Here is a 24,893-nt window from a genome sequence, read left to right as displayed (position 1 = left end):
GACCGAGGCAGTTTGTCCACCGATGCTTGAACACATTGTTATGTGATGCCTATGCCATCCTCGAGTTACTGTGTAACTACTCTTTAATAACTTTTATTTCTTTTGCCGCTGCTTGTTCTGGGTAAGATTGATCTATTCCACCATCAATCCTGTAATATATTTTTTGTCCGGGTTGCAGTTTACGTGTATTTGTACTCAACCAAATCGCTCTGCCATTATATTCATCAAGAATATTTTTCCAAGATTTATTTAAATACTTATCCTCGATTACTAATATCCGGGATTCAGTTACTTCTAAAATATATCCTACTCCCTCAGATAATGAATTCATTGAGTTGTCTTTATTACTACATCCGAAGATTAATAGAAGCATTATAAGAATACAGATTTTCTTCACTGTATTTACCCCCTAAATGGTTTGCAATTACTTGGGGTTTGAGTTATTAATTTTTCTGATGCATAGGTTTCATATAACGTTTTCGTATTTACGACGCTGACATAGTCGGTGTGTCCCGGCACACACTTCCTGGCTCCATACCTCCGGGACCAAGGGGCGGCTTTACCGACCTGCAGCGTAAATGTAATGTTAACTGGTGTCGGCTCTTCTCAAGTTAGCTTTAACATATTGCACTAATATGTCTTTTCGATCCTTTATGTCTTGTTCATCTATATATATATTATTCGGGTCTTTATGTCTTTATATGTTTAGATTTTATAGGTTTTTCAGTATTATAGTGTTATCTGATGCCCATGCCCTCTTTGTAAAACTTACATTTGTCTTTGTTTTTTGATAGTTTTGTACCTGACTACCCTACTAAAATAATGGATCAACCATATTAATATTGTCACAATAAATAGTAATGACATAATGATTAATATGACCATTCGAATAATTGTTTCATCTTTGTAAAAATCATCGTAGTACTTCACTTTAAAAACTGGAATATATCCTATTTCCGGAATTTTGGTGACTCCATCAAACTTTCCGTATACAGTTACATCGCCGATTTCTGCTGGATCGTCAACATATTTATATGGTGTGTTTCCTACTAATTCAATATCATATGTATCTATATCGGGGTAAATCTTTTTGAGCATTTTTTTTGTATAGTTATCATCTATGTAAAACATAGGGCCAGTTGAAACCTGAAGATTTGCATGTATTCTATTAATACTTGGTAAAAACATATAATATAAAAAGGCAAATGATTTATAGTCGGAACCAATAGTGGATAAACATACAACAAAATATAACACAATAACACTATATAAGATTCTTTTAAGTTTACTTTTTTCTCTTTTTTTGTGCTTCATTGTTTTGCCCTCAATCCGGTATTTATAGGTTTTTAAAGCTTTATAGGTCTTGTCCGTTGTCCTCTTGTTAGCCTTTATCTTTTATTAGTCCTTTTAGTCTTTAGTTCTTATTTTCTTTATCTAGCCGATTTCCGATAACGTCTCACATATTCACGAACCAGAGAACCTTAGGCCCCAACGGGGGCGGCCGCGACGCGGTTGGGTTCGCAGGGTTGTCCGCCTGGCTCCGCTACCTCGAAATGCCTCGGGCGGACCGAGCAGCCGTAAGACTGCGATGCGTGAATACGGTGTTATCCGAAGTATCCTGCTTCATTGATTAAACTCATGAGAATAAGTTTGCTTTTTCAACTCATCAATCGAATGAACATTCGCACCTATATTAAAGAAAGAAACATCCTTGAATAAAATACTAATCTGATTAGAGATTTTTGATTTCTCTAAATCACCTTTTATTTTGATTATTAGTTCATAATCAGCGTCGGTGACTTTTCTATCGAACTTAACATCCAATTGCATGGAACTATAAAGTTTTTCTTCAACATCCGCATATGATGGGATCGGTTGTTCAACATTATTAATTCCACCAGAACCTGCCAAACTTACGTTACATTTTGCCTCGGAAGTATAATTACTTATAATACTCCTGCAGAGGCGTGTTGCTTCTTCTGACCATAAAGAATGTGGGTAATTGTCCCACAACCCATATCCTTCTCTTTGAGTCACGTAAAATCTGTTATTTATATTTCCTGAGTCAATGAATGCACTATACTCCATCTCTTTAAAACTATAGTAGACAGAGTCAATTTTATAATTTAAATCCGGATACTTAAGACTAAGATAATCTTCAACTTCTATTTTAAATTTATGTTTTCCCCATGGTGTACCACCGTTTAAGATGTAGTATGTATTTATAATGAAATAAATAAGTAAAGAGCTTGGAATAATTATTAAAATAATTTTTATTGTTTTCTTCATTTACTCGATCCCTTCAGGATATTTCGGATAACTTCTTTGTATTTACGAACCCTCACTGGCTTAAGCGCGCAAGCGCGGGTCGTCAGACTTAGCCGGTGAAGGGTTGTCTGTGAATCTACTTCCTAGAAAATGCTTCTTGCGGACCGAGGGGCGAATGCCCCGATGCGTGAATACGGTGTTAGGTGATGTCATTGCCATCCCGAACAACATACAAACTGATTAACCCAGCCAAAATAATTGACTGGGTTGTTAATCGTGGTTGTGATTAATCTATTGGTAACCCTGCTAACTCTAGCAGATCATTCCTGTCCTGCAAATTCAACCATATGAGGAATCCACGATCAACTATGTGCATCTTTAAATTGGTTTCATCATAATCTAAAATGATAGGTTGAATCCCCTTTGAAATCTGCAATGAGGCTGTTGACTTCAATGCCTGAGTTAAGTTTCCAGGGTTTAACTCCTCTCCTTTGGGATGTTTGCCGGATATTATCTTCCTCATATCCGAATACTTAATGCCTCGTTCTAACTGTTCAATAGATGAAGTGAGTATTGGATATAGGAGCCACTTATACATTTCAAGTACAGTTGATTGAAAGCCTTCTGAAAAATTGGTGATAAAAGAATTATATCTTCCAGATTGTTGATCTACTATTAATTTTACTACTATGTCTAATCTAACTTGGTCATTAACAGTAGCTAAATCTTCCTGAGTTTCGGAGATATCACTAAGTTTGCATGCAATATAACATGCTTCTTGAACAATATACACATTATCAAAACAAGAACCTAACAAGTCACTCTTGAATTTATCAGTGAATGAGATGTTTAGTAATTTCTCGCCTTCTTCAATTACTTCTCGAAGTTCATTTTTTGTCCATTTATCTGCATTAATTGAGACTATCCTTCCTGTCAAGTCACCATTATGTATTATTAAACGGTTTTCATCTAACCAGACCCCCACAACTATAAAACAAAAGTTAGAGTTTTCGTGGTAAGCCTTCAATGCAATTGCAAAATCCCTTTGGACTTCGATAGGTAAGTAATGAAAGTCCTCAAGTAGTATATACTTATTAAATTTCATAGCTTTTAAAGCTGAAATTATATCATTTACATCTTCTGCGTCTAATTCTAACTCAACAGTTGTAGTTTCAGTTTGAGTTCCTTGTTCAATCTCTGCTCTTACCGAAGCTGTCCCAATTGGTAATAGCGTCTTTAAAGATGCTATTATTTTATTTTTCCCACTTGTTGTTCTCTTTGTGGATTGAGTAAGCTCAAAACCAGCCCTCTTAAGAATATTAGTGTTTATATCTTCCAAGCTCCATTTATTAGAACAGTGAATTACTATGTAGTCTTTAGCATCAAGACACTTTTTCCTTAGACTTGTTTTTCCTTGTTTTGAACTACCATAAATAACGATATGTTTTTCTCTATTTAGATTCGAGACAAATACATCATCAATGCCTGCTCGTGAAATATAATTTAAAGGAAGATCTCTTGTTATACCATAAACATCAGATATTTTATTTACTATCATGGATTTTCTCCTCATTATTAGTTTTCTACATAGTTCTACATTTACGTAAAATTTCCTCTTTATTGCAATGATTTCACCTAACGTTCCTGTATCTACGAACCCGAGAGGCTTAAGGTGCGAACGCGCTGGGTCCGACGGACTTAGCCTTGCAGGGTTGTGAGCTGAATCCGCTTCCTTGCTTACATCTTCTTGCGAACCAAGGGCAACGCCCGCAGCGTAGATACGTTGTTAGATGATGCATATGTCATCTTTGAATCTACCCTCATTAATCTCCAATATGATAGTAATCAGGGTCCAAGATAATCTCATTACCATTCTTGTTTAGCCACTCATTACTGATTGTTATAACATCCCAAATTCGTTTAGAAAGTTCATTCCTCGAAGCGAAATTTATATTATGAAAAGATAAAAGAGCTTCTTTATGACCAATATTTATTATCGCTCTGTTGACTACCCTAAACTTTCCTTCAGCATCTTTCTTTACAAGAATGTATGAATTAATAGGGTTTAAAGAGTTCGTTGTAGATGCAGAAATCACATCGTACTTATTATCTATTTTCTTAACGTTTTGAAATATATTCAAATTACTCCTCGATGAAATGCTCCACTTATAACTCCTTATCCAATCTCTAAATCTTAAAATTGTTATAGCCCATTCAACTGGATAAATATTAGAGGTAGTAATCACATTGTAAAGATCATCTAACTTTTCACTTACATCATTCAGATTATTATATACAAAGAAACCAAGTATCTCTTTATTTTCTTGTAGTTTCTCATTTAATTTTGATTCGGTTAAATTTAGTATTTCAGTCACTTTAGCTAGTGATTCAGACATAGAAATAGTCCCATACACGAATGAAGTCATATGCTTTAGCATTTCAAGCAAACAAAAATCCACTTTTCCTTTAATGTGGTCCTTTATGGGATTAAACAATATACCCTTTGAATGTATATCAGAAATACTTTGAGAAATTATCTTTGATACTCTCTCTTTCTCATTTAATTCATCTGAGTTATAAAATAGTATACGCTTGTGATTTAGATCAAATGGAACATCTATTACCTTTCCGAATTTCTTATTAAAAAGACATATTATTTTTTCCCATCCTAATACCTTCGCTGCATAACCTAATTCTAATAACACATTAGGATTAGGTGTCTTTCTGCCTTCGTAATCTTGATTAATTATTGATATATCACATATAAAAATATCAGTCTTATCAATTTTATTAAATATTGTTTCACTAATGTCTGGAGAACCCGTTACACCGAGAGTATCTCGGTCGTAATCTAAATAAATCGAATATCCATTGTTTTCACTTCTTTTTATCGCCTTCTTAATTACCTCTTCAATAAATGAACGATTTGTATTATTGGGTAAATCAGATTGCCAAGAATAAAATATAGTATAATTCAAAAGATCAACCTCACTATCCTTTAGGTTTACAGATGTTTCATCTAACGTTCCCGTATTCACGAACCCGAGAGGCTTAAGGTGACAACGTCGCCGGCTGCGCTTGCGCAGTTAGCCTCGCAGGGTTGTTCTCCTGAATCACTTTCAGCTTCATACTCATCGAGCGAACCAAGGAGCCGTCAGGCTCCGCAGCGTGAATATATTGTTATATGATGTAGCCCACTTCTCCGAATAGCATACTATAGTATTTCATAAATCTTTAAACTCCTAATCTTTGAATCTAAATACCTGCTTGTTCCTATAAAATCTGAATATATGGATTCCATACAATGTTCAATAATTTTGTCTTTGACTCCAGTAAAATTCATAATTACTTCAGGATTCACATCAATCTTAAGCATCTCTGTAATTGCATACTTTATGATTCCCGTAAGCCCACCTCTACCTGTAATTTCTTTCAACAAATTTACTCTGGAACTTGTTTTTTCTGGCAAGTCACTACCATCAAATTGTATAAACAATTTAGTTGAATTGAACTTACTATCACGTATGTGAATGTATTCATTAAGCTGTTCAACAAACTGCTCCGGAATATGTACTGAGAATCCGTTTATCGTTATTATTCCGATATGCTCCTTATACGAGGACCTAGGTAAATCAATGATCTTTCTATATGCAATTCCAGTAAACATAGTTAACTTATAAATTAGTGCAGACAAGAGTTTATTAAAACAAATTGAATCTGATTCTGCAAACCTTGATACATCCTCTATTACTTTGTTACATTCATTAATTAAGTCAATAATCTCTTCTTCAGTAAATGGACTTGATTTACCGGATTCTTTAAGGAGTGTATGTTCAGAAATTGCTTTGTTTATTGAATATCTAAAAGAATCAACTTTATGTGCGGGCAAACCCATAGCCTTTAATAACGGCTCATTCCTAACATGACCGGCAGTAATTATGTATACAAAAAATTCCTTCACTGCCGAAACAAACCTCTGTACAGTGGATACTGATATTACGTTATTCTTCGTGATGTAGTAATTAATACAATCAATTATTATATCTGTTGAGATACCTCTTAAGTATTCATTAATATTTTTTTCAGTCACGTCCTTGCTTTCAAGAAAATCTTGAAATACTCCCAGATCCTTATAATATCCATCAACTTTTCTTGCCTGCTCCGTTTGCTTTGATTGAATGAACTCATCAATTAAATCTTTCAGCTTCATAAGAATTCCCCCACAAAAGTAATAGATCTTCGGGCTATGTCATATAACACTAAATCCACGACACCTGTCGCGTTAACTCCCACTTCCTTAGGCAACTACGTCACCTAAACCACCCGGGTACAACCGATCCAGAGGGCTCTGAATTCGGCGAGCTTCCTTGGATGAGACATGGGTGTAGATCTGAGTCGTCTTAATATCCTCATGACCCAGCAGCTCCTGAATGTAGCGGAGATCCGTACCTGCCTCCAGCAGATGGGTGGCGAACGAATGCCTTAAGGTGTGCACGGTTGCATGTTTCCGAATTCCAGCCGACTGAAGAGCACGTTCAAATATTCGCTGTACACTCCTCACTGTAATGGGACGATCTCTCTGCGCACCAGGGAACAACCACTCATAAGGCCGTTCTCTCTCTAAATAACATACTAGCAATTCACCGGTTATATGGGACAACAAGGTCATGCGGTCCTTTTTGCCTTTTCCCTGCCTCACATGAACGAGCATCCGCCGCTGATCGAGATCATTCATGCCGAGCCGCACGACCTCTCCAACACGGAGTCCAGCAGAAAAGGTAAGCATAAGAATCATCCTATGCTTCAGATTGCTTATCGATCCAAAAATCAGCATCCGTTCCTCCATAGACAATACGGGCGGCAGCTTCTTTTCCTTTCTCGGTCTGGGCAGGTTCACGATCAGGTCAGGTCTTCCACAGGCTTGACTCAGAAAAAGCTTCAATGAGCTCATGGCTTGATTGATATACGAACGAGAACGCCCCAGCTTAAATAGCTGAAGAAGGTATGTCCCGGACATGCCCGGGTTGCAATTCAAGAAAATCCCCAGCTACATCCTCGCAGAATCGCCGGACATGCCCTTCGTAAGCTTTCTTCGTTTGTGTACTAAATCCCTTAAGGGTTAGCAATTGGCAGAATAGCTTCTGGAATTCTCGTATCTCCTTTGCAATTGAAGTATCATATGGAAAGTACTTTTGAAACATCTCATCTTTACGTAGTGGCGGATCTATACTTACCTCCTCTGCCTCGAACATATCGCTCAGCATTCGCACAGATTCCTCACAATACGGGAGCTCCCAGGATAGTTCGGCCTGAATACAGCGGCGCCCGGGGATTTTGCGAAGCTTTCCAACGACCGCAGCCTGGTACCCGTCTGTTTTTATCATTAAATGATCTTGAACTCTTTTAATTCTAAGCATTCTAATCATGCTCCTTTTATATAATTCTATGAGCCACATCTCCATACCTTCCATATTTCTACAGGCGGATACCCTGCACGACACTGCAAATTCATCAGCGAAAGAACACAAAAAAGAGACAGCCCTCCCCCGGAGGATCTGTCCCGATGCTATTAGGCCCTAGTCATTTTAGATATTCTTGCTCTAGCCTACTTTTGTCTAATTAAATATCAGCACTCCCAGAGTCACCATTCCTGCAATTCTAGCTGCTCTATCCATTTTGCTTCTTTTCTCGTCCCGACAATTAGTCAGGGCTGTAAATTCAACAAATTCGCTCTTTTCCACCAAACATCCCCCTATTCGTATCCATGTATATACGGCTATTGAGACAGCTCCTCCAGGTATCCTTTCATACTCTGGCTTCTAGATCTTTTGCCCGAGATTAGCCAAGCTGCATACATGATCACCACAGCCACAAGAGGCATGAACCAATACGCGACTGCCAGCAGCAGGATAGGAATACCTACAAAAGATAGCATAAAATGCTTCCATCCCCCGCTCGCATCCGGCCCGGTTACCCACACGATTACATCGAGGTAATGATTAGCCCAATAATACAGTCCATACCCCGCCGCTATATAAGGTATGAGCAGGATATACCCATAATTCAGCACCCATTTGGCTGTCACAATCAGTCTGCGCCTGGCTTTGCTTAATCGATCATTCATTCTATCAACCCCTCAAGTCATAGCTGCAATCCTCCCGTTATTCTTCTATATCTTCCCAGGAAAAACCTTCCGTAATTAAGCCCTTTACCACCCTCTGCATCAAAAAGTTTCTCGTTCCTTCCCAGCCCCTTAACTCGTTCCAGTGAATAACTACCCCAAACTTTCCCATACTGGAAAATAGGCCTGGTGGGTGCAAACCAACAGCCACCAGTCATTTGCCATCAACCTTTAACCATCAACCCATCCACTTCCCGCATCACGCACCAAGTCAGAAGGAGAAGGAGGCAACACCTAAGATGCAGCGACTATCACGAAGCGGCCGCAGACCCCGCCGGGGCTTACGGCTGTTCTTTAGAATTGCCCTGATCACCGCCGTCCTTGGCATTTGTGCGATCGGGGGAACCTTGATCTACCTGGCCAATACGCCGCTTCCGGTGGCAGACTCGGACCGGAATTCCCGGCTGGTGGATGTCAGCGGTGAGACGATTGCGACTTTCTCCTCCGGGGCCAAGAACCGGATCAGCGTGAAGCTGGATCAGATTGCGCCGGATCTTATCCACGCCACTTTGGCTGTGGAAGACCGCAATTTTTATAAACATATTGGTTTTGACGTGAAAGGCATGGCCCGCGCCGTGCTTGTGAATACTCGGCACCTGAACACAGTTCAGGGGGCCAGCACCCTGACCCAGCAGCTTGCCCGCAATCTGTATCTGTCCCACGAGCGAACTTGGACCCGCAAGGCGAAGGAAGCCATGTACACCGCCCAGCTTGAGATGAAATACAGCAAGGATGAAATCCTGCAGATGTATTTGAATGAGGTGTATTACGGGCATGGAGCGTATGGCGTGGAGGCCGCGTCGGAGATGTATTTTGGCAAGCCAGCCAAGTCCTTAACTCTTGCAGAGAGCGCCATGCTTGCCGGAATTCCGAAGGGACCGACTTACTACTCGCCGTATAACTCCATGAAGAATGCCAAGGATCGCCAGCACATCGTGCTGAAGACGATGGTTGAGACCGGAGCGATTACCCAGCAGCAGGCCGATGATGCCTATGCTCAGCTGCTCAGCTTCAAGTCGCCCTCTCAGCGTACCACCGGGGATGAAGCTCCCTTTTTCCGCGATTATGTCCGGAATATTGTGGTGAATCAGCTTGGCATCGACGAAAGTCTCTTGGAACATGGGGGCCTGACGATCTACTCTACGCTGGATATGGAGGCGCAAAAGGCAGCCGAAGCCGCAGTCTCAAGCGGCACAAGCGGAAGCCCGGACCTGCAGGCCGCGCTGGTGTCGATCGATCCGCGTAACGGGTATATCAAGGCTTTTGTAGGTGGAACGAATTATACGCAGAACCAGTACAACCATGTCCTGGCCAAGACGCGGCAGCCCGGCTCGTCGTTCAAGCCGATTATGTACCTGACTGCCCTCTCTTCCCGCAAAATGACCGAAGCCAGCATGTTCAACAGCGAACCGACCATGTTCCACTACGACGGGAACCGCAAGACGTACAGCCCGCGCAATTTCGGAGAAAAATACCTCGGCGAGATCGACATGCGCCAAGCCATCGCCGCCTCCGACAATATTTATGCGGTCAATACGATCCTGACCGTGGGGGCGAATCACGTCATCGACATGGCGCGCCGCATGGGCATCGACAGCCCGATGAAGCCTGTTCCTTCGCTTGCGCTCGGGACTTCGCCGGTGAGTCCTTTTGAGATGGCTTCAGCTTTCGCCGTCATCAGCAACCAGGGCAGAAGCGTCAAGCCCACAGCCATCGTAAAAATCACCGACAGCAGCGGCGACGTCCTCTACGAGAACACGCCTGCGCCGCAGGAGCAGATTGTCGAGCCCGCCGCCGCTTATGTGATGACGCATCTGATGGAGAGCGTGTTCGACACCGGGGGCACAGGCAACCGCGTATCCGCGGTAATGAAGCGCCCCGTTGCCGGCAAGACCGGCACGACCCACACCGACGCCTGGCTGGTCGGGTTCACGCCCGAGCTGTCCACCGCCGTCTGGGTCGGCTACGACAAGGGCAAGATCCTGGAGACTGCAGAATCGCGCAAAGCCGCGCCGATCTTCGCCCAGTTCACGGAGAAGGCGCTGGAGAAGGTGCCGCCGAAGATTTTTCCTATTCCGGACGGGGTGGTCAGTGTCTATGTGGACCCGCAGACCGGCAAGCTGGCCACAACCGGGTGTGCGGCCAATCAGCGACTTGAGGTATTCATCAAGGGCACTGAGCCGACGGAGTACTGCAGTGCTCATGGCGGCAAGGGCACTCCTGCTCCTACAGAGGCCAAAGACGGTCAGTCCAAGGACAGCTCCTGGTGGGGAGATCTCAAGCGCTGGTGGATGAATAAATAACGGGGTTATTTTGTGCTCGGATTTGCCTCTGTGGGCTTGGTTATATAACATGAAGGTAACCCATTTGGACCGGTTCCAGTAAGGAGGCAGTATCATGAGCAAGAAGCAAATACCCAAATCTGAAATAGACGGTAGGAGTACGGAGATGACTGCGTCAGAATCATCGGTGAGGCAGCAAAATGAAATGCAGAGCCTGCCTGGCGATGCGAACGCTTCGGCGGGTGCGGATGCTGCGGGCGCTCCGTCAGTTGCGAACGCTGCTTACGCAGCACCCCGGCTGCTCCCGGCTTCGATCTACCAGATGACTTCACTGGAGGCGGCACCCCGCCTGCTCGGACATACACTTGTCCGCCGTACGGAAGACGGGGAGATCCGCTCCCGCATTATCGAGACCGAAGCCTACGGGGGAGTGGAAGACAAGGGAAGCCATGCCTTCGGAGGCCGCCGCACCGATAGAACCTCCATCATGTTCGGGGAAGGAGGCAGCGCGTATGTGTATCTGATCTATGGCATGTACAGCTGCCTGAATGTCGTTACGGGCCAGGAGGGCGATCCGCAGGCTGTACTCATCCGGGCAACCGAGCCGCTGACGGAATTGGACAGGCTGGTCATGTCCAAATACCGGGACATCAAGTCCCGCAAGCCTGCTGATCTGAGCAATGGCCCCGGCAAGCTGTGCCGGGCCCTGCGCATCGACCGTTCCCTGAACGGGCTGGACCTGCGCACTCCTGGCGGACCCATCTGGCTGGAAGCCGGCGATGAAAGCCAGGACTTTGACATCGTAGAGTCCCCGCGCATTAACATCGACTATGCCGAGGAGTATGCGGCCAAGCCGTGGCGTTTTAACATTAAAGATCATCCGTATGTATCGGTCAAAGCCAAGAACGCCCCAATTTGCGGGACATTTCAAGGGTTAAGACTCCGTTAACCTCAGCTTCAAGCCCGGAAGAGGGTTCCCACTTCGCGAAACCTTCCTCCGGGCTTTTTGCCTGTCTTGTTATATGTGGTTAATAAGGGTTAACTAATAACTAGGACAATCACCCTAACATTCAAACCAATGTTTGAATATGTTGTAGAAATAGAGTATACTAACCTCAAAACAATCAAACGAACATTTGAATGATATGCCGAAAGGAAGCGAAGTACGATGGCAATCGAATCCCAAACACAAGTTGAAGTCTGTGAAATGACCTGTGAACACGAAGAGATCACTTCCAAGCTGCGGGAGCTGCTGCAGGAAGAGGAGATCGTGGGCATGGCCCAAATTTTCAAAGCGTTATCTGATCCTAACCGGGTAAAAATCGCCTTTCTGCTCGATCAGGGGAAGGAGCTGTGTGTATGCGACATCGCGGCGCTGCTGGATTGTTCCGTAGCCACCGCCTCCCATCATCTGCGCCAGCTGAAGTCCTCCCATATTACGAAGTCGCGCAAGGAAGGCAAGAACGTCTATTATTCGCTGAAAGACCACCATATCCAGACGTTAATCGCCATGACGCTGGAGCATCAGAGGGAGAAGAGCGATCATGAATAACTCATCCGCCAACCCAAAAGCTGAATTCAAAGTGCAAGGACTCTCCTGCGCCAATTGCGCCCGTGAGCTGCAGGACGAGATCCGCAAGCTTGAGCATGGGCAGGATGCCGCACTTCACTATAACAGCAGCAGACTGATTGTGAATCCTAACGTGGACCTATCCCGTGTTAGCAAAATTCTCAAGAGCGACGGTGCAGCTCTCGTTCTTCCTGAAGGCACACCTTCCGGTAGTTCACAAGCTAGCGGAGCAGCATCAGCTGTAAAATCTGACGGCGGGCCCTCCCACTCTCATGATCATACGCACAATCAATCGGACAGCCATTCCCATGCGAACGATCAGGGTGATGGACATGATCACGGGCACGCCCACAGTCACTCAGACAGCCACTCCCACGGACATTCCCATGGTCATGATCATGGCAGCCACGAAGGCGAAGGGCAGCTGATCAAGTGGCTGCTCGGTACCGCCGCGATTCTATATATCGCCACCTTTGCGCTAGGTCATGTTCTACCTCCAGCCGGGCTCATCATCTTCTACGCTGCGGCCATCGTTTTAAGCGGCTACTCTACCTTTTGGCGGGGTCTGAAGAATCTGTTCAAATTGAAGTTCAATATGGATACGCTGATGACTGTGGCTTTGGCAGGTGCCGTGGTTATCGGGGAATGGAAGGAGGCCACCCTGGTGGCTATCCTGTTCGGGCTCAACGAACTGCTTGAAGGCTACGGCATGAGCCGTGCCCGCAAATCCATGGAGGCGCTGCTCAGCGCAGCCCCTAAGCAGGCTGCCGTACTCCGCGCCGATGGCCGGACGGAGACCATTACTGCCGAGAAGCTGGTGGCAGGTGATGTCGTTATCGTCCGTGCCGGAGAGAAGATTCCTTCGGACGGAACGATTATAGACGGGAACAGCGCAGTAAATGAAGCGGCTATCACGGGAGAATCCATCCCTGTCTCGAAGAGTTCAGGAGATTTAGTGTTCGGCGGCAGTGTGAATACCGAGGGACTTCTGAAGATCAGAATCGAGAAGGCTTACCAGGACTCATCCCTCTCGAAGATCATGCATTTGGTACAGGAAGCGCAGGATACCAAGACGCCTACCGAACTTTTTATTGATAAATTCGCGAGATACTACACCCCTGCCATTATGATTATTGCAGCACTTGTTGTTCTAATTCCTCCTCTGCTCTTCGGGGCACCTTGGATGAAATGGGTATATGAAGGCTTGGCCATTCTGATCGTTGGCTGTCCGTGCGCACTGGTGCTCTCCTCACCAATTGCACTCGTGAGCGGAATGACCCGCAGTGCCCGCAGCGGCGTGTTGATTAAAGGCGGCATCCATCTGGAGCAGCTCGGCCGAATCAACATGATCGCCTTCGACAAAACCGGAACGCTCACCGAAGGACGTCCCGCCGTAATTCAAGAGGTGGTCTACGATCCGGAGCATTTCTACGCTGCAGCCGGAGCTATGGAGCAGTCCTCTCTTCACCCGCTCGCCAAGGCGGTAGTCCGTAAGGCCGAAGAGTCGGGAATCACTCATTTTGCCCAGGTGAATAACCTGACCACCCTGCCTGGCCAAGGAATTCAGGGGGATATCGAAGGGACTCGATACTGGGCCGGGAACGAACAGCTTCTGCTGCATGTCTCTCTCTCCACTTCAGACAGAGAGCGTGTACAGGCAGATCTTGATCAGTTAAAAGAGGCTGGGCTAACCGTTGTCCTTGTCGCCGATGCGCAGCATGTTCTGGGCATTGCCGGGCTCGCAGACCAGATTCGTCCCGAGAGCCGGGATGTAATCGCACAGCTTCACCAGGCCGGGATAGAGCATACGGTCATGCTGACCGGGGACCATGCAGGTACAGCCAAAGCTGTAGCTAAAGCAACGGGCGTCACGGATTGGTACGCCGGTCTCCTGCCGGAGCAGAAGGTCGACAAGATTAAGGAGCTGGCGGCCAGAGGAAGCATCGCCATGGTTGGCGATGGCATCAATGACGCTCCGGCCCTCGCCACGGCCCAGCTGGGCATTGCGATGGGCAAAGGCACCGACAGTGCCGTGGAGACCGCCGACATTGTCCTGATGCAGGATCATCTCGGCAAGCTGCCGACAGCGATCAAGATCGCCCGGCTCTCGAACCGGATTATCCGCTGGAACATCGGCATCAGCCTCGGCCTCAAGCTGATCGCTCTGCTGCTGACGATTCCAGGCCTGCTTACGCTCTGGATCGCTGTCATGTCCGACATGGGTGCGACCATTCTGGTCACCCTGCTTGGACTGACCGTCCTGCTTGGCAAAGATAAGTAAGCTTAAGCCGACGGTTGAAGGTTTTCTTTTCATCCCTAATAAAAGTGGCAGTTCAGGCCCTCATGCGAAGGTCTGACTGCCACTTCTGTATGTTCATCGTCCGCTAATAGATACGCTCTTGAATTCAGTCATCCCCGGCCTGCCATCCATTGAATTGTGAACAAGGAATAATTTACACTAAGAAAGAATGATCCTTACATAAGCTCTGAATCCTCATCCCATAGGAACAGCAGATCCCACGAAAGGAATATGATCTCTATATGAATCATCAGGAACTCATCGAGCTTGGTCTCAGTTACCCGGGAACCAGCCTTCGTTACCCTTTCGATCCCAATCTTCCGGTGCTCTATGTCGGCAGCAAAATGTTCGCCCTTCTGATGCATCACCTTGGCGTCCAGTCCGTCAACCTCAAGACTTCCCCAGATGAGGCCTGGGTTCAGCGCGAGAGCTATCCGGGAACCGTTATCCCCGGCTACCATATGAACAAGCGCCACTGGAATACCGTCCTGCTGAATGGCCAGGTCCCTGACGAAGTCATTGGCTCCATGCTGCTGGAATCCTACCAACTGGTCGTTGCCAAGATGCCTAAGGCATCCAGGCTGCTTCTATTTCAGGGTGAGAAGCCAATGGGGGACCAGGAATAACACGCTAAGCTGCGCTGCGTGTCACCGAGCTCTAAGCTGTAATCCCCTCGCCGCTCCCCCGCCCCCTGGAATCTAATCCTTGGCCATCCCATACCCGTTTCTGGACCTCCACATTACGCTTCCACGCAAAAAAGCCTCCCCAACCGGGAAGGCTCTTCTTGTAATTTACCCAGATTATCCTTCAAGCGCACTCTTCAGCTCGCTCGAAGAGCGATTCCACCAATCTTCATTATGCGTGACCAACAGGGTACGCAGCGCCTGCTTCTCTTCCGGTCCCAGCTCATCCAGCATGATCCGGCGCTTGATCGCATAATCCAGCTTGTTCACGTGGTCAGCAAGAATCTTCCACCCGCGCTTCGCTTCGGTATCGATCAGCATCTCACACGCAGTCGCTCCGCCATACAGCTGCCCTTCTGGCGTGCGGTCCACCGCAACCCATACCAGCCATACCTGACGGCCATCCGGCACGTCTTCTTTATTCGCGGAGAACTTGATGCCACGTTCCACTTTACTCTTGGCATGCATGGCACCCATATCAATCTTCGCTTCGCCGCCATCAATAATAATGGGCGACACGCTGTTCAGGTCAATCGAATCTGCTCCAAATCCCTTGTGTTTATTGCTCTTCTCATTCCCGCTGATAATATTCAAGGCAATTTGCTTCTTGCCGGTCTTGTTCAGATTGTCCATAGTCCCCTCCGTTAGTGAGCTGCAGCCTTGCTCAAGACTCATACTTCCCTCTACAGCAATAGCTCTATATTTTAATTTTAACTAATAATCCTCCAGATGCAAACATATACATGCCTTAGATGCTTGTCAACGGGAGGTATCCAAGAATGACCCCACCACGGATCAAAATAATACTCATCTCTGTTCTCAGCTTTATTGTTATCAGCGGCACTGTCTGGTTCAGCCTGACATCCGGCCCGGCCCGGCCCTCATTTGCACCAGAAATGGGCAAGCTCCCCCAGGATCAGCCCAAGGCACCTGACAGTATCGGCACTCCCGGCACAGAGCAGCTTAGTGACCGCGTTGCCGAATACCACATCGATGTGAATCTTAACGAGAAGACCCGCACCTTAACCGGCACCGAAAGTGTGACCTGGAAGCATCCGGGCAGCCTGCCGGTGAGCGAGCTTTACTTTCACCTGTATCCGAATGCCTTCGCTTCCAAGGATACCACCTTCATGAAGGAATCCGGCGGCAAGCTTAGGGGAGACGCTATGCCCAAGGACGGATGGGGCTCCATGAAGCTGACCGGAATCCGGACCACCGACGGCATCTCCTTAATTCACCGTCTTCAGTATGTTCAGCCTGATGATGGCAATACGAACGACCAGACTCTGGTCAAGGTGCGTCTCCCCCGTCCGGTTCAAGGCGGAGAGAGCACCACCCTGCTCATTAACTTTGAGGTTCAGCTTCCTAAAGTATTCGCCCGCATGGGTACTGCAGATAACTTCGTGATGGCGGGTCAGTGGTTCCCCAAGCTCAGCGTGTATGAGCCAGCCGGAACCCGGGGCCGCACCTCGGAGGGCTGGAACCTCCATCAATATCACGGAAGCTCGGAATTCTATTCCGACTTCGGCATCTTCAGCGTACGGATCAACGTGCCAAGCTCCTATATTGTCGCAGCGACCGGTTTTCCCACCAAGACCGCCGTCGTCAAGCAGAATCGCAAGACTTACCAATTCTATGCGGATGACGTGCATGACTTTGCCTGGGCTGCTTCTCCCGACTTCGTCTATGCAGAGGAGCCGTTCTCATCGGCCGAGGTCCCCGGTGTACGGATCAAGCTGTATCTCGATCCGCTTCATAAAGATCTGAAGGATCGTTACTTCTATGCGGCCAAGGCTGCTCTGTCTTCCTACAGCAAGTGGTATGGCCGTTATCCTTATTCGACTTTATCCATCGTCGTGCCCCCGGCTAGCGGCAATGGGGCGGGCGGGATGGAGTATCCTACACTCGTAACCGCCTTTGGCGCCACCTCGGAATCACCGGGATACGAGCTGGAGAGAACTGTTGTGCATGAAATCGGGCATCAGTATTTCTACGGCATGATCGCCAGCAACGAATTTGAGGAGGCCTGGCTGGATGAGGGGTTCACCTCTTACGCCGAGGACAAACTCATGGAGAGCGCCTACGGGATTCAACCTAATCTGCCTGTACAGGCAAGCTTCGTGAATCACCCCGCTGCCCTGCCGATGGATGCATGGAAATATGGATCTTCTGATATCTACGCCCAAAATGTATATACCCGCGGCAAGCTCGTACTGCTCGGCATTGAACGCCAGGTCGGAACCGGCACCATGAACAAAATCATGGCCCGCTACAGTGCCAAATATCGCTTCAAGCACCCCACAACCTCGGACTTCCAGCGAATCGTGGAACAGGTCACCGGGCGGTCATGGAAGGATTACTTCAATCAATATGTGTACAGCGGACAAATGGCCAACTACTCGGTCGATTCCATTACAGTGAGCCCCGTGCAGACCCGCAGCGGCCCTATATTTGAATCTGTCGTGAAGATTAGCCGGCTCGGCGGTACCTATCCGGAGGTCCCCGTTCTGTTCAACTTCAAAGACGGGCATCTCGTCCGCAAGATCTGGAAAGGCGATGAGAACCAGATCGTCTACAAGCTGCAGTACAAACAGCCTCTGGCCTGGGCCATGATCGATCCCGGCTACACGCTGGTGCTTGAGAACAAGCATATCGACAACTATCTGAAGGCAGAAGTAGAAGAAAAGATCGGAACGCGGTGGAATCTGGGCATAACCAAGGTAGTGGAATCCCTACTTGGATTGCTCTCATGGTGAGGTGACAATACAATGAAATACATTCGTAATGGATGGCAAAGTACCAAAGATCAGTTCCCGGTCGTCATAATTTTATTTCTTTATCAGCTGCTCTGGGGAGTCTTTCTCTATAGGCTGGTCAACTCTGCCATCATCCCGCTGCTAGAGCGCTACCCGGATCCGGCCCCAACCCAGCTGAGCCGCGTTCTGTTCCTGATTGAAGGCCAGCTGGAGCTGAAATACAGCTCCGAGGTTCACCTCTACTTCTGGCTTCTTGCCGGCATGTTCATCCTGCGGATGCTGCTTACTCCGCTCATTCAGGCAGGGATTCTCTACGGACTTCGGCCGGCAACCCAAGATGGGGCAGGTCTCGTATTCTTCCAAGGGATCGGCCGGCTGTGGAAGCCGGTCACCGTCTTTTACCTCCTGGAGCTTATTCTTGTCCTAGGTCCCGCTTACTGGCTAGGTCCCAAGCTGCTGGATCTACTTGTACAAGGTGTCCAGGCTGGCGGCTATCCGCTTCTCTATACGGCTATATATATTCTGGGCTGGCTAATTTATGGCTATCTCATTCATCAGCTTCTTCTATATGCTCAGTTCGGCTATATTTTCGGAAATGGCATGCTCTCCTCCATCCTCGGCTGCTTGCGAAGATTGGTTATCGTCGCTTCTATCTCCCTGATTCTGGGCGGAGCGGCCCTGCTTCTATTCGGAGTCTTCAGTGCGGCGTCCTGGATCTGGACCGGGTTTCTGGCGCTGATTCTCCAGCAATCCTATCCTTTCATTCGTGCGCTTCTCAGTATTTGGCACATCGCCTCGCAATATCATCTTTGGAATGAGAAGAATTAAATCTCTCCCTGAACCTCCATACCCCGCGTCCCTCAAGGCTTTCGCGATTCTGCGGAAGCCCTTTTTCTTTCAATCTGCCAAGAAATCTCCCAAGTAACCATTGCCAAAAGATTCCTGCCTTGCTACAATGTGAACTATGAACAGACAGTAACAACATTGTAATTATTTTTTTAGTCGCAGCAGGAGATTCGACTTTTATGTCGTATTCTTGTTATAGGTGCACAGATATTAAGCCGAATTCCCGGCACCGGGAAACGGGGGAACCAATTTTGGGTGAATTGATCTCGCAACGGAGGGATCATAGGGAAACCTTCAAACCGAATCCTTAAGCTAACCTCGCAGGCATTGGAAGGAGTTTAACCGCTTTTGAAGAAGAAACTTGTAGCAGCAGCAGTATCCATGTCCATCTTGTTCACTCTTGGTACTGGAAGCGTTTTCGCAGACTCCAAGTTGGATAAAGTCGTGGACAACGTCATTGGCACAGAGTATAAGTCGGGTGGAACTACCACAAATGGCTTCGATTGCTCAGGCTTCACGATGTATGTATTTAACAAACTGGGAATAAACCTTCCTCACCAATCAGGCTCCCAATTTAAAATGGGCAAAGCCGTATCGAAAGATGAACTGAAGGCCGGAGATCTGGTATTCTTCAATACTTTTGGTAATGGTGTGTCACATGTAGGTGTATTTGTCGGTAATGGGAAATTCGCACACGCCTCTTCCTCAAAGGGCGTTACCATCAGCAAGCTGAGTGATAGCTACTACACCAACCGCTACGTTGGAGCTAAGCGTATTATGAGCAACGAAGTATATCAATCCGTGGCCGATTCTTCCAAAGACAACGACGACGTACAATAAGTGTTCCTTGACTGGCCCGTAATGATTCTTGCCGGAATCTTGCGGGTCTTTTATTTGTAAATAATTAATTGAAAAACATAATATTAACCATAAATTCGACAAATAAATCGTAAACATATGTTTTTTTGACAAAAAAAGTGAGAACCAACTTGCCAAAGCTTGGGGCCTTTGGTACAATAGTCAAGGAATTAGTAACAACTTTGTAATTATTGCTGTCCTATGTCGGAGCGTCACAAAGGCTGTTCATGATAATCTTACGAGAATCATACTAGCACTTCCGTGAACGCTGGGTCCTGAAATTTCGTTATCTTAAGGGATTTCAGCACAGGTGCACTAAACCAACAAACAAGCCGAATTCCCACGCACCTGGGAAACGGGGGAACCAGTTATGGGTGAATTGATCTTGCATCAGAGGGGTCATAGGGAACCTTCAACCGAATCCTCAAGCTAACCTCGCAGGCCTTGGAAGGAGTTCAACAACTTGAGAAAGAAACTAGCAGCAGCGGCAACGAGCTTGGCATTATTGTTCACACTTGGAACAGGTAGCGCATTCGCAGATTCCACACTAACGCATACGGTGAAGAGTGTTTATGGTACTCCATATAAATGGGGTGGCGTAACTTCTAGTGGTTTCGATTGTTCCGGATTTACGTCCTTTGTGTTCAAGAAAATGGGTGTAACACTTGCCCGTCAGTCCAAAGCTCAATTTCATCAAGGTTCTCCAGTTATGGCGAAGAGCCAACTGAAAGCAGGAGACCTCGTCTTCTTTAATACTTTCGGTTCCGGTGTATCTCATGTCGGAGTATTTCTTGGAAACGGCCAATTTGCACACGCCTCTTCCTCAAAAGGCATCCATATTGACCGTCTCAGCAACAGTTACTTCAGCAAACGCTACGTTGGAGCTAAACGTGTTCTCAGCCAAGCCAAATATACTAAATACGCTGTGAACCTGTAAATTCCATTCCCTCAAATGGAATTCACGTCCTGCATGACTACTTGGACCGCACGATTCTTGCCGGAATCGCCTGCGGTCTTTTTGCTAACTTAGTACCTACTTCTAAAACGTGTGTTCCTTGCAAAAGGTTTCAACCATTTCGAATAAATAAATAAATATATTCCATTTATTTGCTTATTCTATATATACCCATTGTCCTATGGGTTAAACGTACCCAAACCGATATTTAAATATTTTTTTTCTAGACTTTATTTGGAACGAAACGAGGTCCCTTTTTGATGAATAATCCTCCGAAATTTAAGGCCATTCCTATGGAAGAAGCCCATGCGCGGGACATTTGCTCCTGGACCTACCCTCCCCCTTATGACATCTACAGCTTTGGCCCTTGGGAACGGATGAAGGCCCTTGAAATTGAGTTTGGCGATCCGGATCTCCGGCGGGACCAATACCTGTCCGTGCTTACCGAGAGCGGGGAGCTGGCTGGATTCGCCCAGATCTTCCCGATGGTGGAGGTATCCCGCCTGGGGATTGGAATGCGGCCTGATTGGTGCGGTCAGGGACTGGGTAAGTCGTTTGTACAGGCCGTCGTTCGCGAGGCCCTTCGCAGGCATCCGCAGCATGAGGTCGATCTTGAAGTTCTGACATCGAATAAGCGGGCCATACGTACATATGAGAAGGCTGGATTTAGCATCACGGATCAGTACGAGCGCAGAACCCCGGTTGGCATGCAGCCCTTTTACTGCATGGTCTACCACAATGACAAATCTCACCCTGCTGACGAAATAAGCGTGCATGAATAACTTGTTTGTTTTTTTGTCACAAATGCTATGATCAAACCGGATGTTCCGTTATAATGGGAGAAGGTATCTTACATAGGAGGGACGATTGGAATGCAAAAGTGGATCATGAGCGGTTTGTTCTTTATCGCATGCGCTTTGGCCATCGTGCTCATGTTCAACCTACCAGGGAAAGAACAAGTGGCACAGGAGAATAAGCCTACCATGCCGAAGGTCACGCTAGATGCAGCCAAGGCAGAAGCTACGGTTAAGGCGAACTGTATCAGCTGTCACGGTGATCAGCTTCAGGGGAAGGTTGGACCTAGTCTGCAGAAGGTTGGTGCGCAGTTGACCAATGAGCAGATCTTCACTACGGTCACCAAGGGTAAAGACGCGATGCCGTCATTCAAAGACAAGTTAAAGCCTGAAGAGATTGCCAATGTAGCCGAGTGGCTTGCCGCAAAAAAATAAATAAATTAAAGCACGCCCTCTGAACGCTGTAAGCGTATTCCGGAGGGCGTGTTTTAATTTGCCTATACGAGCTCTGCAGGCCTCACTCCCCATTCTAAGGGAGCCTGCTCCTGCAAGTATGTATGAACCCCAGCCTATTTAGTACCACACAGCATGAGGTCCCGCATTCTGACTTAATTCACCTGAACAGAGGCCTTCCGGACGTCCTGTATGACGGCGCAAGCTCCATTCGCATTCCGCCCTTACTGATCCGAGGTCTACTCAGCCGACCAGGCCTTCTCAAAAGCCTCGTTATACTGCTGGGCTTCCTTGATATCCACCGCAGTGATCCCGCCGGCTTCCCAAGAGGTTAGACGGAGCGTCACAGTCTTGTGGTCAATCGTGATAAAGGGATGGTGATTGAAAGCTTCCGAGATGGCCGCAACTTCGTCTACAAAGGCAATGCCTTTCATGAAGTTTGAGAATACATATTTACGCACAATCCATCTTTCTTCTTCCATTTCCCATCCTTCCAGATTAATTAAGTGCGCTTCCACTTCTTGAGGTGTAAATGGCATCCTGTTTCCTCCCTATTCTTTACAACGTCCGAACTGTCCTGGCGTGACCTTGGAACCGGCTGTCCCCCACATCGACTTATGACTTAAGGACCTAGACGATAATGCTTCTCACGATATATTAACATGACATAAGGCTTAAATCCACTTTCGAATATCAAGCAGGTCTATACCAAAAGAACCGCAGCGAGCTCCGTATCTCCTACCAGAACATTGATCCGGTGCAGATTGGAATCAAGCATGATAACCCCGCTGCCTACCGTAATGACCGGCTCTGTACCCAGGCCATAGAACAGATCCTCAGCCAAAGCCTCGTGAACCTCGCGTCGATCCTCTTCAGACAGCCTTTCCCAGTCCCCTGGCTCCATTTCAAAGAAAACATAACTATCTTCAATCAATCCAACTGCAGCTGTTAATTCAGCCAGAATATCTCCGTAATCTCTTGCGTGTTTTACGCCCATCGATGCTCTCCGCCTTCCTTGGTCTCCTACTGTGTACCACTCTTTTTCATTATAACTGAAAATTCATCTTAAAAAAAAAGGGAATTCTGTCGATAAAATAGGTAAACCGTTTCTTCCAGAAGTAAAGCTGCAAGTTCCCTGTGGTTTCTGTTAAGAAACTGTCTTGAAGGCAGGATGCCGGAAAGACCGAAAGGATTCAATTCTATCTCATGGACGAGGTGTATTAATGGAAATATCAACGCTTATAGGACTTGTATTGGGACTTGTCGCCGTTGTTGTCGGTATGATTCTCAAAGGCGCTCCTATCATCAACCTGGTAAATAACCCGGCGGCTTATATTATCATCTTTGTAGGTACGGCGGCTTCACTTTTCATCGGGTTCCCTGCTTCGGAACTTAAGAAGTTCCCCAAGCTGCTCAAGATGCTGTTCGTCAAGCAGAAAATGATCACCAAGAAAGAACTGATCACCCTATTCATGGAATGGGCATCCATTACCCGGCGTGAAGGTCTGCTTGCTTTGGAAAGCAAAGTAGAAGAGATCGACGACGACTTCCTTCGCGGGGGAATGCGGATGATTATTGACGGGAACGATCAGGATTTCGTAAGTGATGTGCTTGCTGAAGATATTGCTGCTACAGAAGAACGCCACCGCGCAGGAGCGCTGATCTTCTCGCAAGCAGGGATGTACGCTCCGACCCTCGGGGTACTCGGTGCGGTTATCGGTCTGATCGCGGCCTTGGCCGATATGAAAGATATGGAGAAGCTCGGTCACGCCATTGCGGCTGCCTTTGTAGCTACCCTGCTCGGGATTTTCTCCGGTTATGTACTTTGGCATCCGATTGCGAACAAGCTTAAGCGTCTCTCCAAGCGGGAAATCGAGATTCGCCTAATGATGGTAGAGGGACTCCTCTCTATTCAATCCGGTGTCTCCACTATTGCCATTCAGCAGAAGCTGGCTGTATTCCTAACCCCGGCTGAACGTGCTCAGCTCCAGGATAAGGAGGAGAATGCCGGTGAGCAAAAAGACTAGACATGAACCTCATGAGGAACATGCCGATGAATCCTGGCTGATTCCTTATGCTGACCTTCTAACCCTGCTGCTCGCCCTGTTCATTGTACTTTACGGAATGAGCTCCACAGATGCCAAGAAGTTTGAAGAGATGAGTAAAGCCTTCAGCGTTGCCTTAAATGGCGGTGTAGGCGTAATGGATAAGAGTTCGATTGAAGGAACGGATACGAACACACCACAGGATAGTTCATCTCAGATACAGCAGCAAAGCGCTCAGAGTATGTCCATGGCCAAGAAGCGTAGTGAGCTGATGCGTCAGGAGCAGGAAGATCTGGAGAAGCTGAAGAAGCAAATGGACAATTATATCAAAATCAACGGGTTGTCCTCCCAGCTGGATACGAAGCTGAACCAGTCGCAGCTAACGATCACCATTAGCGACAAGGCTTTGTTCGCCTCAGGGGATGACACGGTTAAGCCTGAATCCCGGAAGCTGGCGAAAGCCATCTCTGTCCTGCTCGAGGGCTTCCCCGACTATGAAGTGATTGTATCCGGTCACACGGATAATGTTCCTATTTCCAATCAGCAGTTCGACTCGAACTGGGATCTCAGTTCGGGAAGAGCACTTAACTTTATGAAGATTTTGCTTCTTAACGGCAAGCTTGACCCAAGGAAGTTCGTCAGCACAGGTTACGGCGAGTATCGTCCGGTTGCCTCCAATACTACGGAGGATGGACGGTCGAAGAACCGCCGCGTAGAAGTTTCTATTCTTCGTAAGTATCAGAGTGATACCCAGCAGCAAGGCCTTGCCACAACGCCTTAACACACAAAGGCCCCTAAAGCTCGTCTAGAGCTGTTAGGGGCCTTTGTGCGGCCTGGACCAGGCATCCTTTTACAAATTGGGGCGACGGGCTCTCTTCTATTTCATATAAATTGAACTCAAGA

Annotated in this window: 25 protein-coding genes and 2 riboswitches; of the genes, 13 read left to right on the top strand and 12 right to left on the bottom strand. The window is 46.8% G+C overall.

What is annotated here, in order from left to right; all coding sequences use genetic code 11:
* Window positions 1–76 precede the first annotated feature (76 nt).
* The 9 genes from ACEN86_RS00525 to ACEN86_RS00485 form a co-directional block, all read right to left on the bottom strand.
* Window positions 77–397, bottom strand: coding sequence for a DUF3221 domain-containing protein (locus tag ACEN86_RS00525; protein WP_495632467.1), 321 nt, complete (start codon window positions 395–397; stop codon window positions 77–79).
* A 371-nt stretch (window positions 398–768) separates the two neighbouring features.
* On the bottom strand, window positions 769–1,314 hold the full coding sequence (locus ACEN86_RS00520) for a hypothetical protein (RefSeq protein WP_495632466.1): 546 nt from the start codon (window positions 1,312–1,314) through the stop codon (window positions 769–771).
* Window positions 1,315–1,623: 309 nt separating this feature from the next.
* Complete coding sequence (locus ACEN86_RS00515; protein WP_495632465.1) at window positions 1,624–2,289, bottom strand: YfjL-like protein; 666 nt, start codon at window positions 2,287–2,289, stop codon at window positions 1,624–1,626.
* 265 nt (window positions 2,290–2,554) lie between these two features.
* Window positions 2,555–3,826: a hypothetical protein gene (locus ACEN86_RS00510; RefSeq protein ID WP_495632464.1), complete on the bottom strand. Its 1,272-nt coding sequence runs from the start codon at window positions 3,824–3,826 to the stop codon at window positions 2,555–2,557.
* A gap of 265 nt (window positions 3,827–4,091) precedes the next feature.
* Window positions 4,092–5,306, bottom strand: coding sequence for a hypothetical protein (locus ACEN86_RS00505; RefSeq protein WP_495632463.1), 1,215 nt, complete (start codon window positions 5,304–5,306; stop codon window positions 4,092–4,094).
* A 176-nt stretch (window positions 5,307–5,482) separates the two neighbouring features.
* Window positions 5,483–6,478, bottom strand: coding sequence for a hypothetical protein (locus tag ACEN86_RS00500; protein ID WP_495632462.1), 996 nt, complete (start codon window positions 6,476–6,478; stop codon window positions 5,483–5,485).
* Between the two features lie 87 nt (window positions 6,479–6,565).
* Window positions 6,566–7,102 (bottom strand): tyrosine-type recombinase/integrase, encoded by a 537-nt coding sequence (locus ACEN86_RS00495; protein WP_495632461.1) that lies wholly within the window; start codon window positions 7,100–7,102, stop codon window positions 6,566–6,568.
* A gap of 151 nt (window positions 7,103–7,253) precedes the next feature.
* On the bottom strand, window positions 7,254–7,685 hold the full coding sequence (locus ACEN86_RS00490; RefSeq protein WP_495632460.1) for a hypothetical protein: 432 nt from the start codon (window positions 7,683–7,685) through the stop codon (window positions 7,254–7,256).
* A 359-nt stretch (window positions 7,686–8,044) separates the two neighbouring features.
* Window positions 8,045–8,392: a hypothetical protein gene (locus ACEN86_RS00485; RefSeq protein ID WP_495632459.1), complete on the bottom strand. Its 348-nt coding sequence runs from the start codon at window positions 8,390–8,392 to the stop codon at window positions 8,045–8,047.
* Between the two features lie 296 nt (window positions 8,393–8,688).
* Here ACEN86_RS00485 and ACEN86_RS00480 point away from each other — a divergent pair, with 296 nt between their 5' ends.
* The 5 genes from ACEN86_RS00480 (at window position 8,689) to ACEN86_RS00460 (ending at window position 15,226) form a co-directional block, all read left to right on the top strand.
* Entirely contained in the window at window positions 8,689–10,752 is a 2,064-nt protein-coding gene (locus tag ACEN86_RS00480; protein ID WP_495632458.1) for a transglycosylase domain-containing protein, read from the top strand.
* A 94-nt stretch (window positions 10,753–10,846) separates the two neighbouring features.
* Complete coding sequence (locus ACEN86_RS00475) at window positions 10,847–11,680, top strand: DNA-3-methyladenine glycosylase (protein ID WP_495632457.1); 834 nt, start codon at window positions 10,847–10,849, stop codon at window positions 11,678–11,680.
* A 219-nt stretch (window positions 11,681–11,899) separates the two neighbouring features.
* Window positions 11,900–12,283 carry an ArsR/SmtB family transcription factor gene (locus ACEN86_RS00470; RefSeq protein ID WP_495632456.1) on the top strand — a complete coding sequence of 128 codons (384 nt, stop codon included), beginning with the start codon at window positions 11,900–11,902 and terminating at the stop codon, window positions 12,281–12,283.
* Window positions 12,276–14,582 carry a heavy metal translocating P-type ATPase gene (locus ACEN86_RS00465; protein ID WP_495632455.1) on the top strand — a complete coding sequence of 769 codons (2,307 nt, stop codon included), beginning with the start codon at window positions 12,276–12,278 and terminating at the stop codon, window positions 14,580–14,582. The genes ACEN86_RS00470 and ACEN86_RS00465 overlap by 8 nt, the downstream gene beginning before the upstream one ends.
* A 260-nt stretch (window positions 14,583–14,842) precedes the next feature.
* Complete coding sequence (locus ACEN86_RS00460; RefSeq protein ID WP_495632454.1) at window positions 14,843–15,226, top strand: MmcQ/YjbR family DNA-binding protein; 384 nt, start codon at window positions 14,843–14,845, stop codon at window positions 15,224–15,226.
* A 174-nt stretch (window positions 15,227–15,400) separates the two neighbouring features.
* On the opposite strand, the gene ACEN86_RS00455 is transcribed toward ACEN86_RS00460, so the two are convergent.
* On the bottom strand, window positions 15,401–15,916 hold the full coding sequence (locus tag ACEN86_RS00455) for a YwhD family protein (RefSeq protein ID WP_495634175.1): 516 nt from the start codon (window positions 15,914–15,916) through the stop codon (window positions 15,401–15,403).
* Between the two features lie 146 nt (window positions 15,917–16,062).
* On the opposite strand from ACEN86_RS00455, the gene ACEN86_RS00450 reads away from it, so the two are divergent.
* From ACEN86_RS00450 to ACEN86_RS00425, 6 genes are all read left to right on the top strand, one after another.
* Window positions 16,063–18,039 (top strand): M1 family metallopeptidase, encoded by a 1,977-nt coding sequence (locus ACEN86_RS00450; RefSeq protein ID WP_495632453.1) that lies wholly within the window; start codon window positions 16,063–16,065, stop codon window positions 18,037–18,039.
* A 12-nt stretch (window positions 18,040–18,051) separates the two neighbouring features.
* Window positions 18,052–18,867 (top strand): hypothetical protein, encoded by an 816-nt coding sequence (locus ACEN86_RS00445; RefSeq protein WP_495632452.1) that lies wholly within the window; start codon window positions 18,052–18,054, stop codon window positions 18,865–18,867.
* Between the two features lie 221 nt (window positions 18,868–19,088).
* Window positions 19,089–19,227: riboswitch (cyclic di-AMP (ydaO/yuaA leader) on the top strand.
* Between the two features lie 6 nt (window positions 19,228–19,233).
* Complete coding sequence (locus ACEN86_RS00440) at window positions 19,234–19,725, top strand: C40 family peptidase (RefSeq protein ID WP_495632451.1); 492 nt, start codon at window positions 19,234–19,236, stop codon at window positions 19,723–19,725.
* A 338-nt stretch (window positions 19,726–20,063) separates the two neighbouring features.
* A riboswitch (cyclic di-AMP (ydaO/yuaA leader) is annotated at window positions 20,064–20,202 on the top strand.
* A gap of 4 nt (window positions 20,203–20,206) precedes the next feature.
* Window positions 20,207–20,680 carry a C40 family peptidase gene (locus ACEN86_RS00435; RefSeq protein ID WP_495632450.1) on the top strand — a complete coding sequence of 158 codons (474 nt, stop codon included), beginning with the start codon at window positions 20,207–20,209 and terminating at the stop codon, window positions 20,678–20,680.
* Window positions 20,681–20,958: 278 nt separating this feature from the next.
* A complete protein-coding gene (locus tag ACEN86_RS00430) occupies window positions 20,959–21,480 on the top strand; it encodes a GNAT family N-acetyltransferase (RefSeq protein ID WP_495634174.1) in 522 nt (173 codons plus the stop codon).
* Window positions 21,481–21,570: 90 nt separating this feature from the next.
* Entirely contained in the window at window positions 21,571–21,927 is a 357-nt protein-coding gene (locus ACEN86_RS00425) for a c-type cytochrome (protein ID WP_495632449.1), read from the top strand.
* A gap of 257 nt (window positions 21,928–22,184) precedes the next feature.
* On the opposite strand, the gene ACEN86_RS00420 is transcribed toward ACEN86_RS00425, so the two are convergent.
* Both ACEN86_RS00420 and ACEN86_RS00415 read right to left on the bottom strand, forming a co-directional pair.
* On the bottom strand, window positions 22,185–22,484 hold the full coding sequence (locus tag ACEN86_RS00420; RefSeq protein ID WP_495632448.1) for a 4a-hydroxytetrahydrobiopterin dehydratase: 300 nt from the start codon (window positions 22,482–22,484) through the stop codon (window positions 22,185–22,187).
* A gap of 164 nt (window positions 22,485–22,648) precedes the next feature.
* Window positions 22,649–22,942, bottom strand: coding sequence for a hypothetical protein (locus tag ACEN86_RS00415; protein ID WP_495632447.1), 294 nt, complete (start codon window positions 22,940–22,942; stop codon window positions 22,649–22,651).
* A 226-nt stretch (window positions 22,943–23,168) separates the two neighbouring features.
* Here ACEN86_RS00415 and motA point away from each other — a divergent pair, with 226 nt between their 5' ends.
* Both motA and motB read left to right on the top strand, forming a co-directional pair.
* Entirely contained in the window at window positions 23,169–23,972 is an 804-nt protein-coding gene (gene motA / locus ACEN86_RS00410) for a flagellar motor stator protein MotA (RefSeq protein ID WP_495632446.1), read from the top strand.
* Window positions 23,956–24,771 (top strand): flagellar motor protein MotB, encoded by an 816-nt coding sequence (gene motB, locus ACEN86_RS00405; protein WP_495632445.1) that lies wholly within the window; start codon window positions 23,956–23,958, stop codon window positions 24,769–24,771. Before motA ends, motB begins: the two co-directional genes overlap by 17 nt.
* Window positions 24,772–24,893: the final 122 nt, after the last annotated feature.

This window comes from Paenibacillus sp. Paensp111 (genome assembly GCF_059492195.1).
The sequence above is the reverse complement of the archived record's forward strand: the minus strand, read 5'-3'. Positions and strand labels throughout refer to the sequence as shown.

What these genes read in the sequence shown, in the direction of transcription:
- ACEN86_RS00420 (WP_495632448.1), bottom strand. Translation starts at nt 22,484, where the DNA reads ATGCCATTTACACCTCAAGAAGTGGAAGCGCACTTAATTAATCTGGAA.
- ACEN86_RS00520 (WP_495632466.1), bottom strand. Translation starts at nt 1,314, where the DNA reads ATGAAGCACAAAAAAAGAGAAAAAAGTAAACTTAAAAGAATCTTATAT.
- ACEN86_RS00455 (WP_495634175.1), bottom strand. Translation starts at nt 15,916, where the DNA reads ATGGACAATCTGAACAAGACCGGCAAGAAGCAAATTGCCTTGAATATT.
- ACEN86_RS00510 (WP_495632464.1), bottom strand. Translation starts at nt 3,826, where the DNA reads ATGATAGTAAATAAAATATCTGATGTTTATGGTATAACAAGAGATCTT.
- ACEN86_RS00445 (WP_495632452.1), top strand. Translation starts at nt 18,052, where the DNA reads ATGAAATACATTCGTAATGGATGGCAAAGTACCAAAGATCAGTTCCCG.
- ACEN86_RS00485 (WP_495632459.1), bottom strand. Translation starts at nt 8,392, where the DNA reads ATGAATGATCGATTAAGCAAAGCCAGGCGCAGACTGATTGTGACAGCC.
- ACEN86_RS00415 (WP_495632447.1), bottom strand. Translation starts at nt 22,942, where the DNA reads ATGGGCGTAAAACACGCAAGAGATTACGGAGATATTCTGGCTGAATTA.
- ACEN86_RS00495 (WP_495632461.1), bottom strand. Translation starts at nt 7,102, where the DNA reads ATGCTGATTTTTGGATCGATAAGCAATCTGAAGCATAGGATGATTCTT.
- ACEN86_RS00515 (WP_495632465.1), bottom strand. Translation starts at nt 2,289, where the DNA reads ATGAAGAAAACAATAAAAATTATTTTAATAATTATTCCAAGCTCTTTA.
- ACEN86_RS00450 (WP_495632453.1), top strand. Translation starts at nt 16,063, where the DNA reads ATGACCCCACCACGGATCAAAATAATACTCATCTCTGTTCTCAGCTTT.
- ACEN86_RS00480 (WP_495632458.1), top strand. Translation starts at nt 8,689, where the DNA reads ATGCAGCGACTATCACGAAGCGGCCGCAGACCCCGCCGGGGCTTACGG.
- ACEN86_RS00470 (WP_495632456.1), top strand. Translation starts at nt 11,900, where the DNA reads ATGGCAATCGAATCCCAAACACAAGTTGAAGTCTGTGAAATGACCTGT.
- motA (WP_495632446.1), top strand. Translation starts at nt 23,169, where the DNA reads ATGGAAATATCAACGCTTATAGGACTTGTATTGGGACTTGTCGCCGTT.
- ACEN86_RS00460 (WP_495632454.1), top strand. Translation starts at nt 14,843, where the DNA reads ATGAATCATCAGGAACTCATCGAGCTTGGTCTCAGTTACCCGGGAACC.
- ACEN86_RS00425 (WP_495632449.1), top strand. Translation starts at nt 21,571, where the DNA reads ATGCAAAAGTGGATCATGAGCGGTTTGTTCTTTATCGCATGCGCTTTG.
- ACEN86_RS00500 (WP_495632462.1), bottom strand. Translation starts at nt 6,478, where the DNA reads ATGAAGCTGAAAGATTTAATTGATGAGTTCATTCAATCAAAGCAAACG.
- ACEN86_RS00475 (WP_495632457.1), top strand. Translation starts at nt 10,847, where the DNA reads ATGAGCAAGAAGCAAATACCCAAATCTGAAATAGACGGTAGGAGTACG.
- ACEN86_RS00465 (WP_495632455.1), top strand. Translation starts at nt 12,276, where the DNA reads ATGAATAACTCATCCGCCAACCCAAAAGCTGAATTCAAAGTGCAAGGA.
- ACEN86_RS00430 (WP_495634174.1), top strand. Translation starts at nt 20,959, where the DNA reads ATGAATAATCCTCCGAAATTTAAGGCCATTCCTATGGAAGAAGCCCAT.
- ACEN86_RS00490 (WP_495632460.1), bottom strand. Translation starts at nt 7,685, where the DNA reads ATGCTTAGAATTAAAAGAGTTCAAGATCATTTAATGATAAAAACAGAC.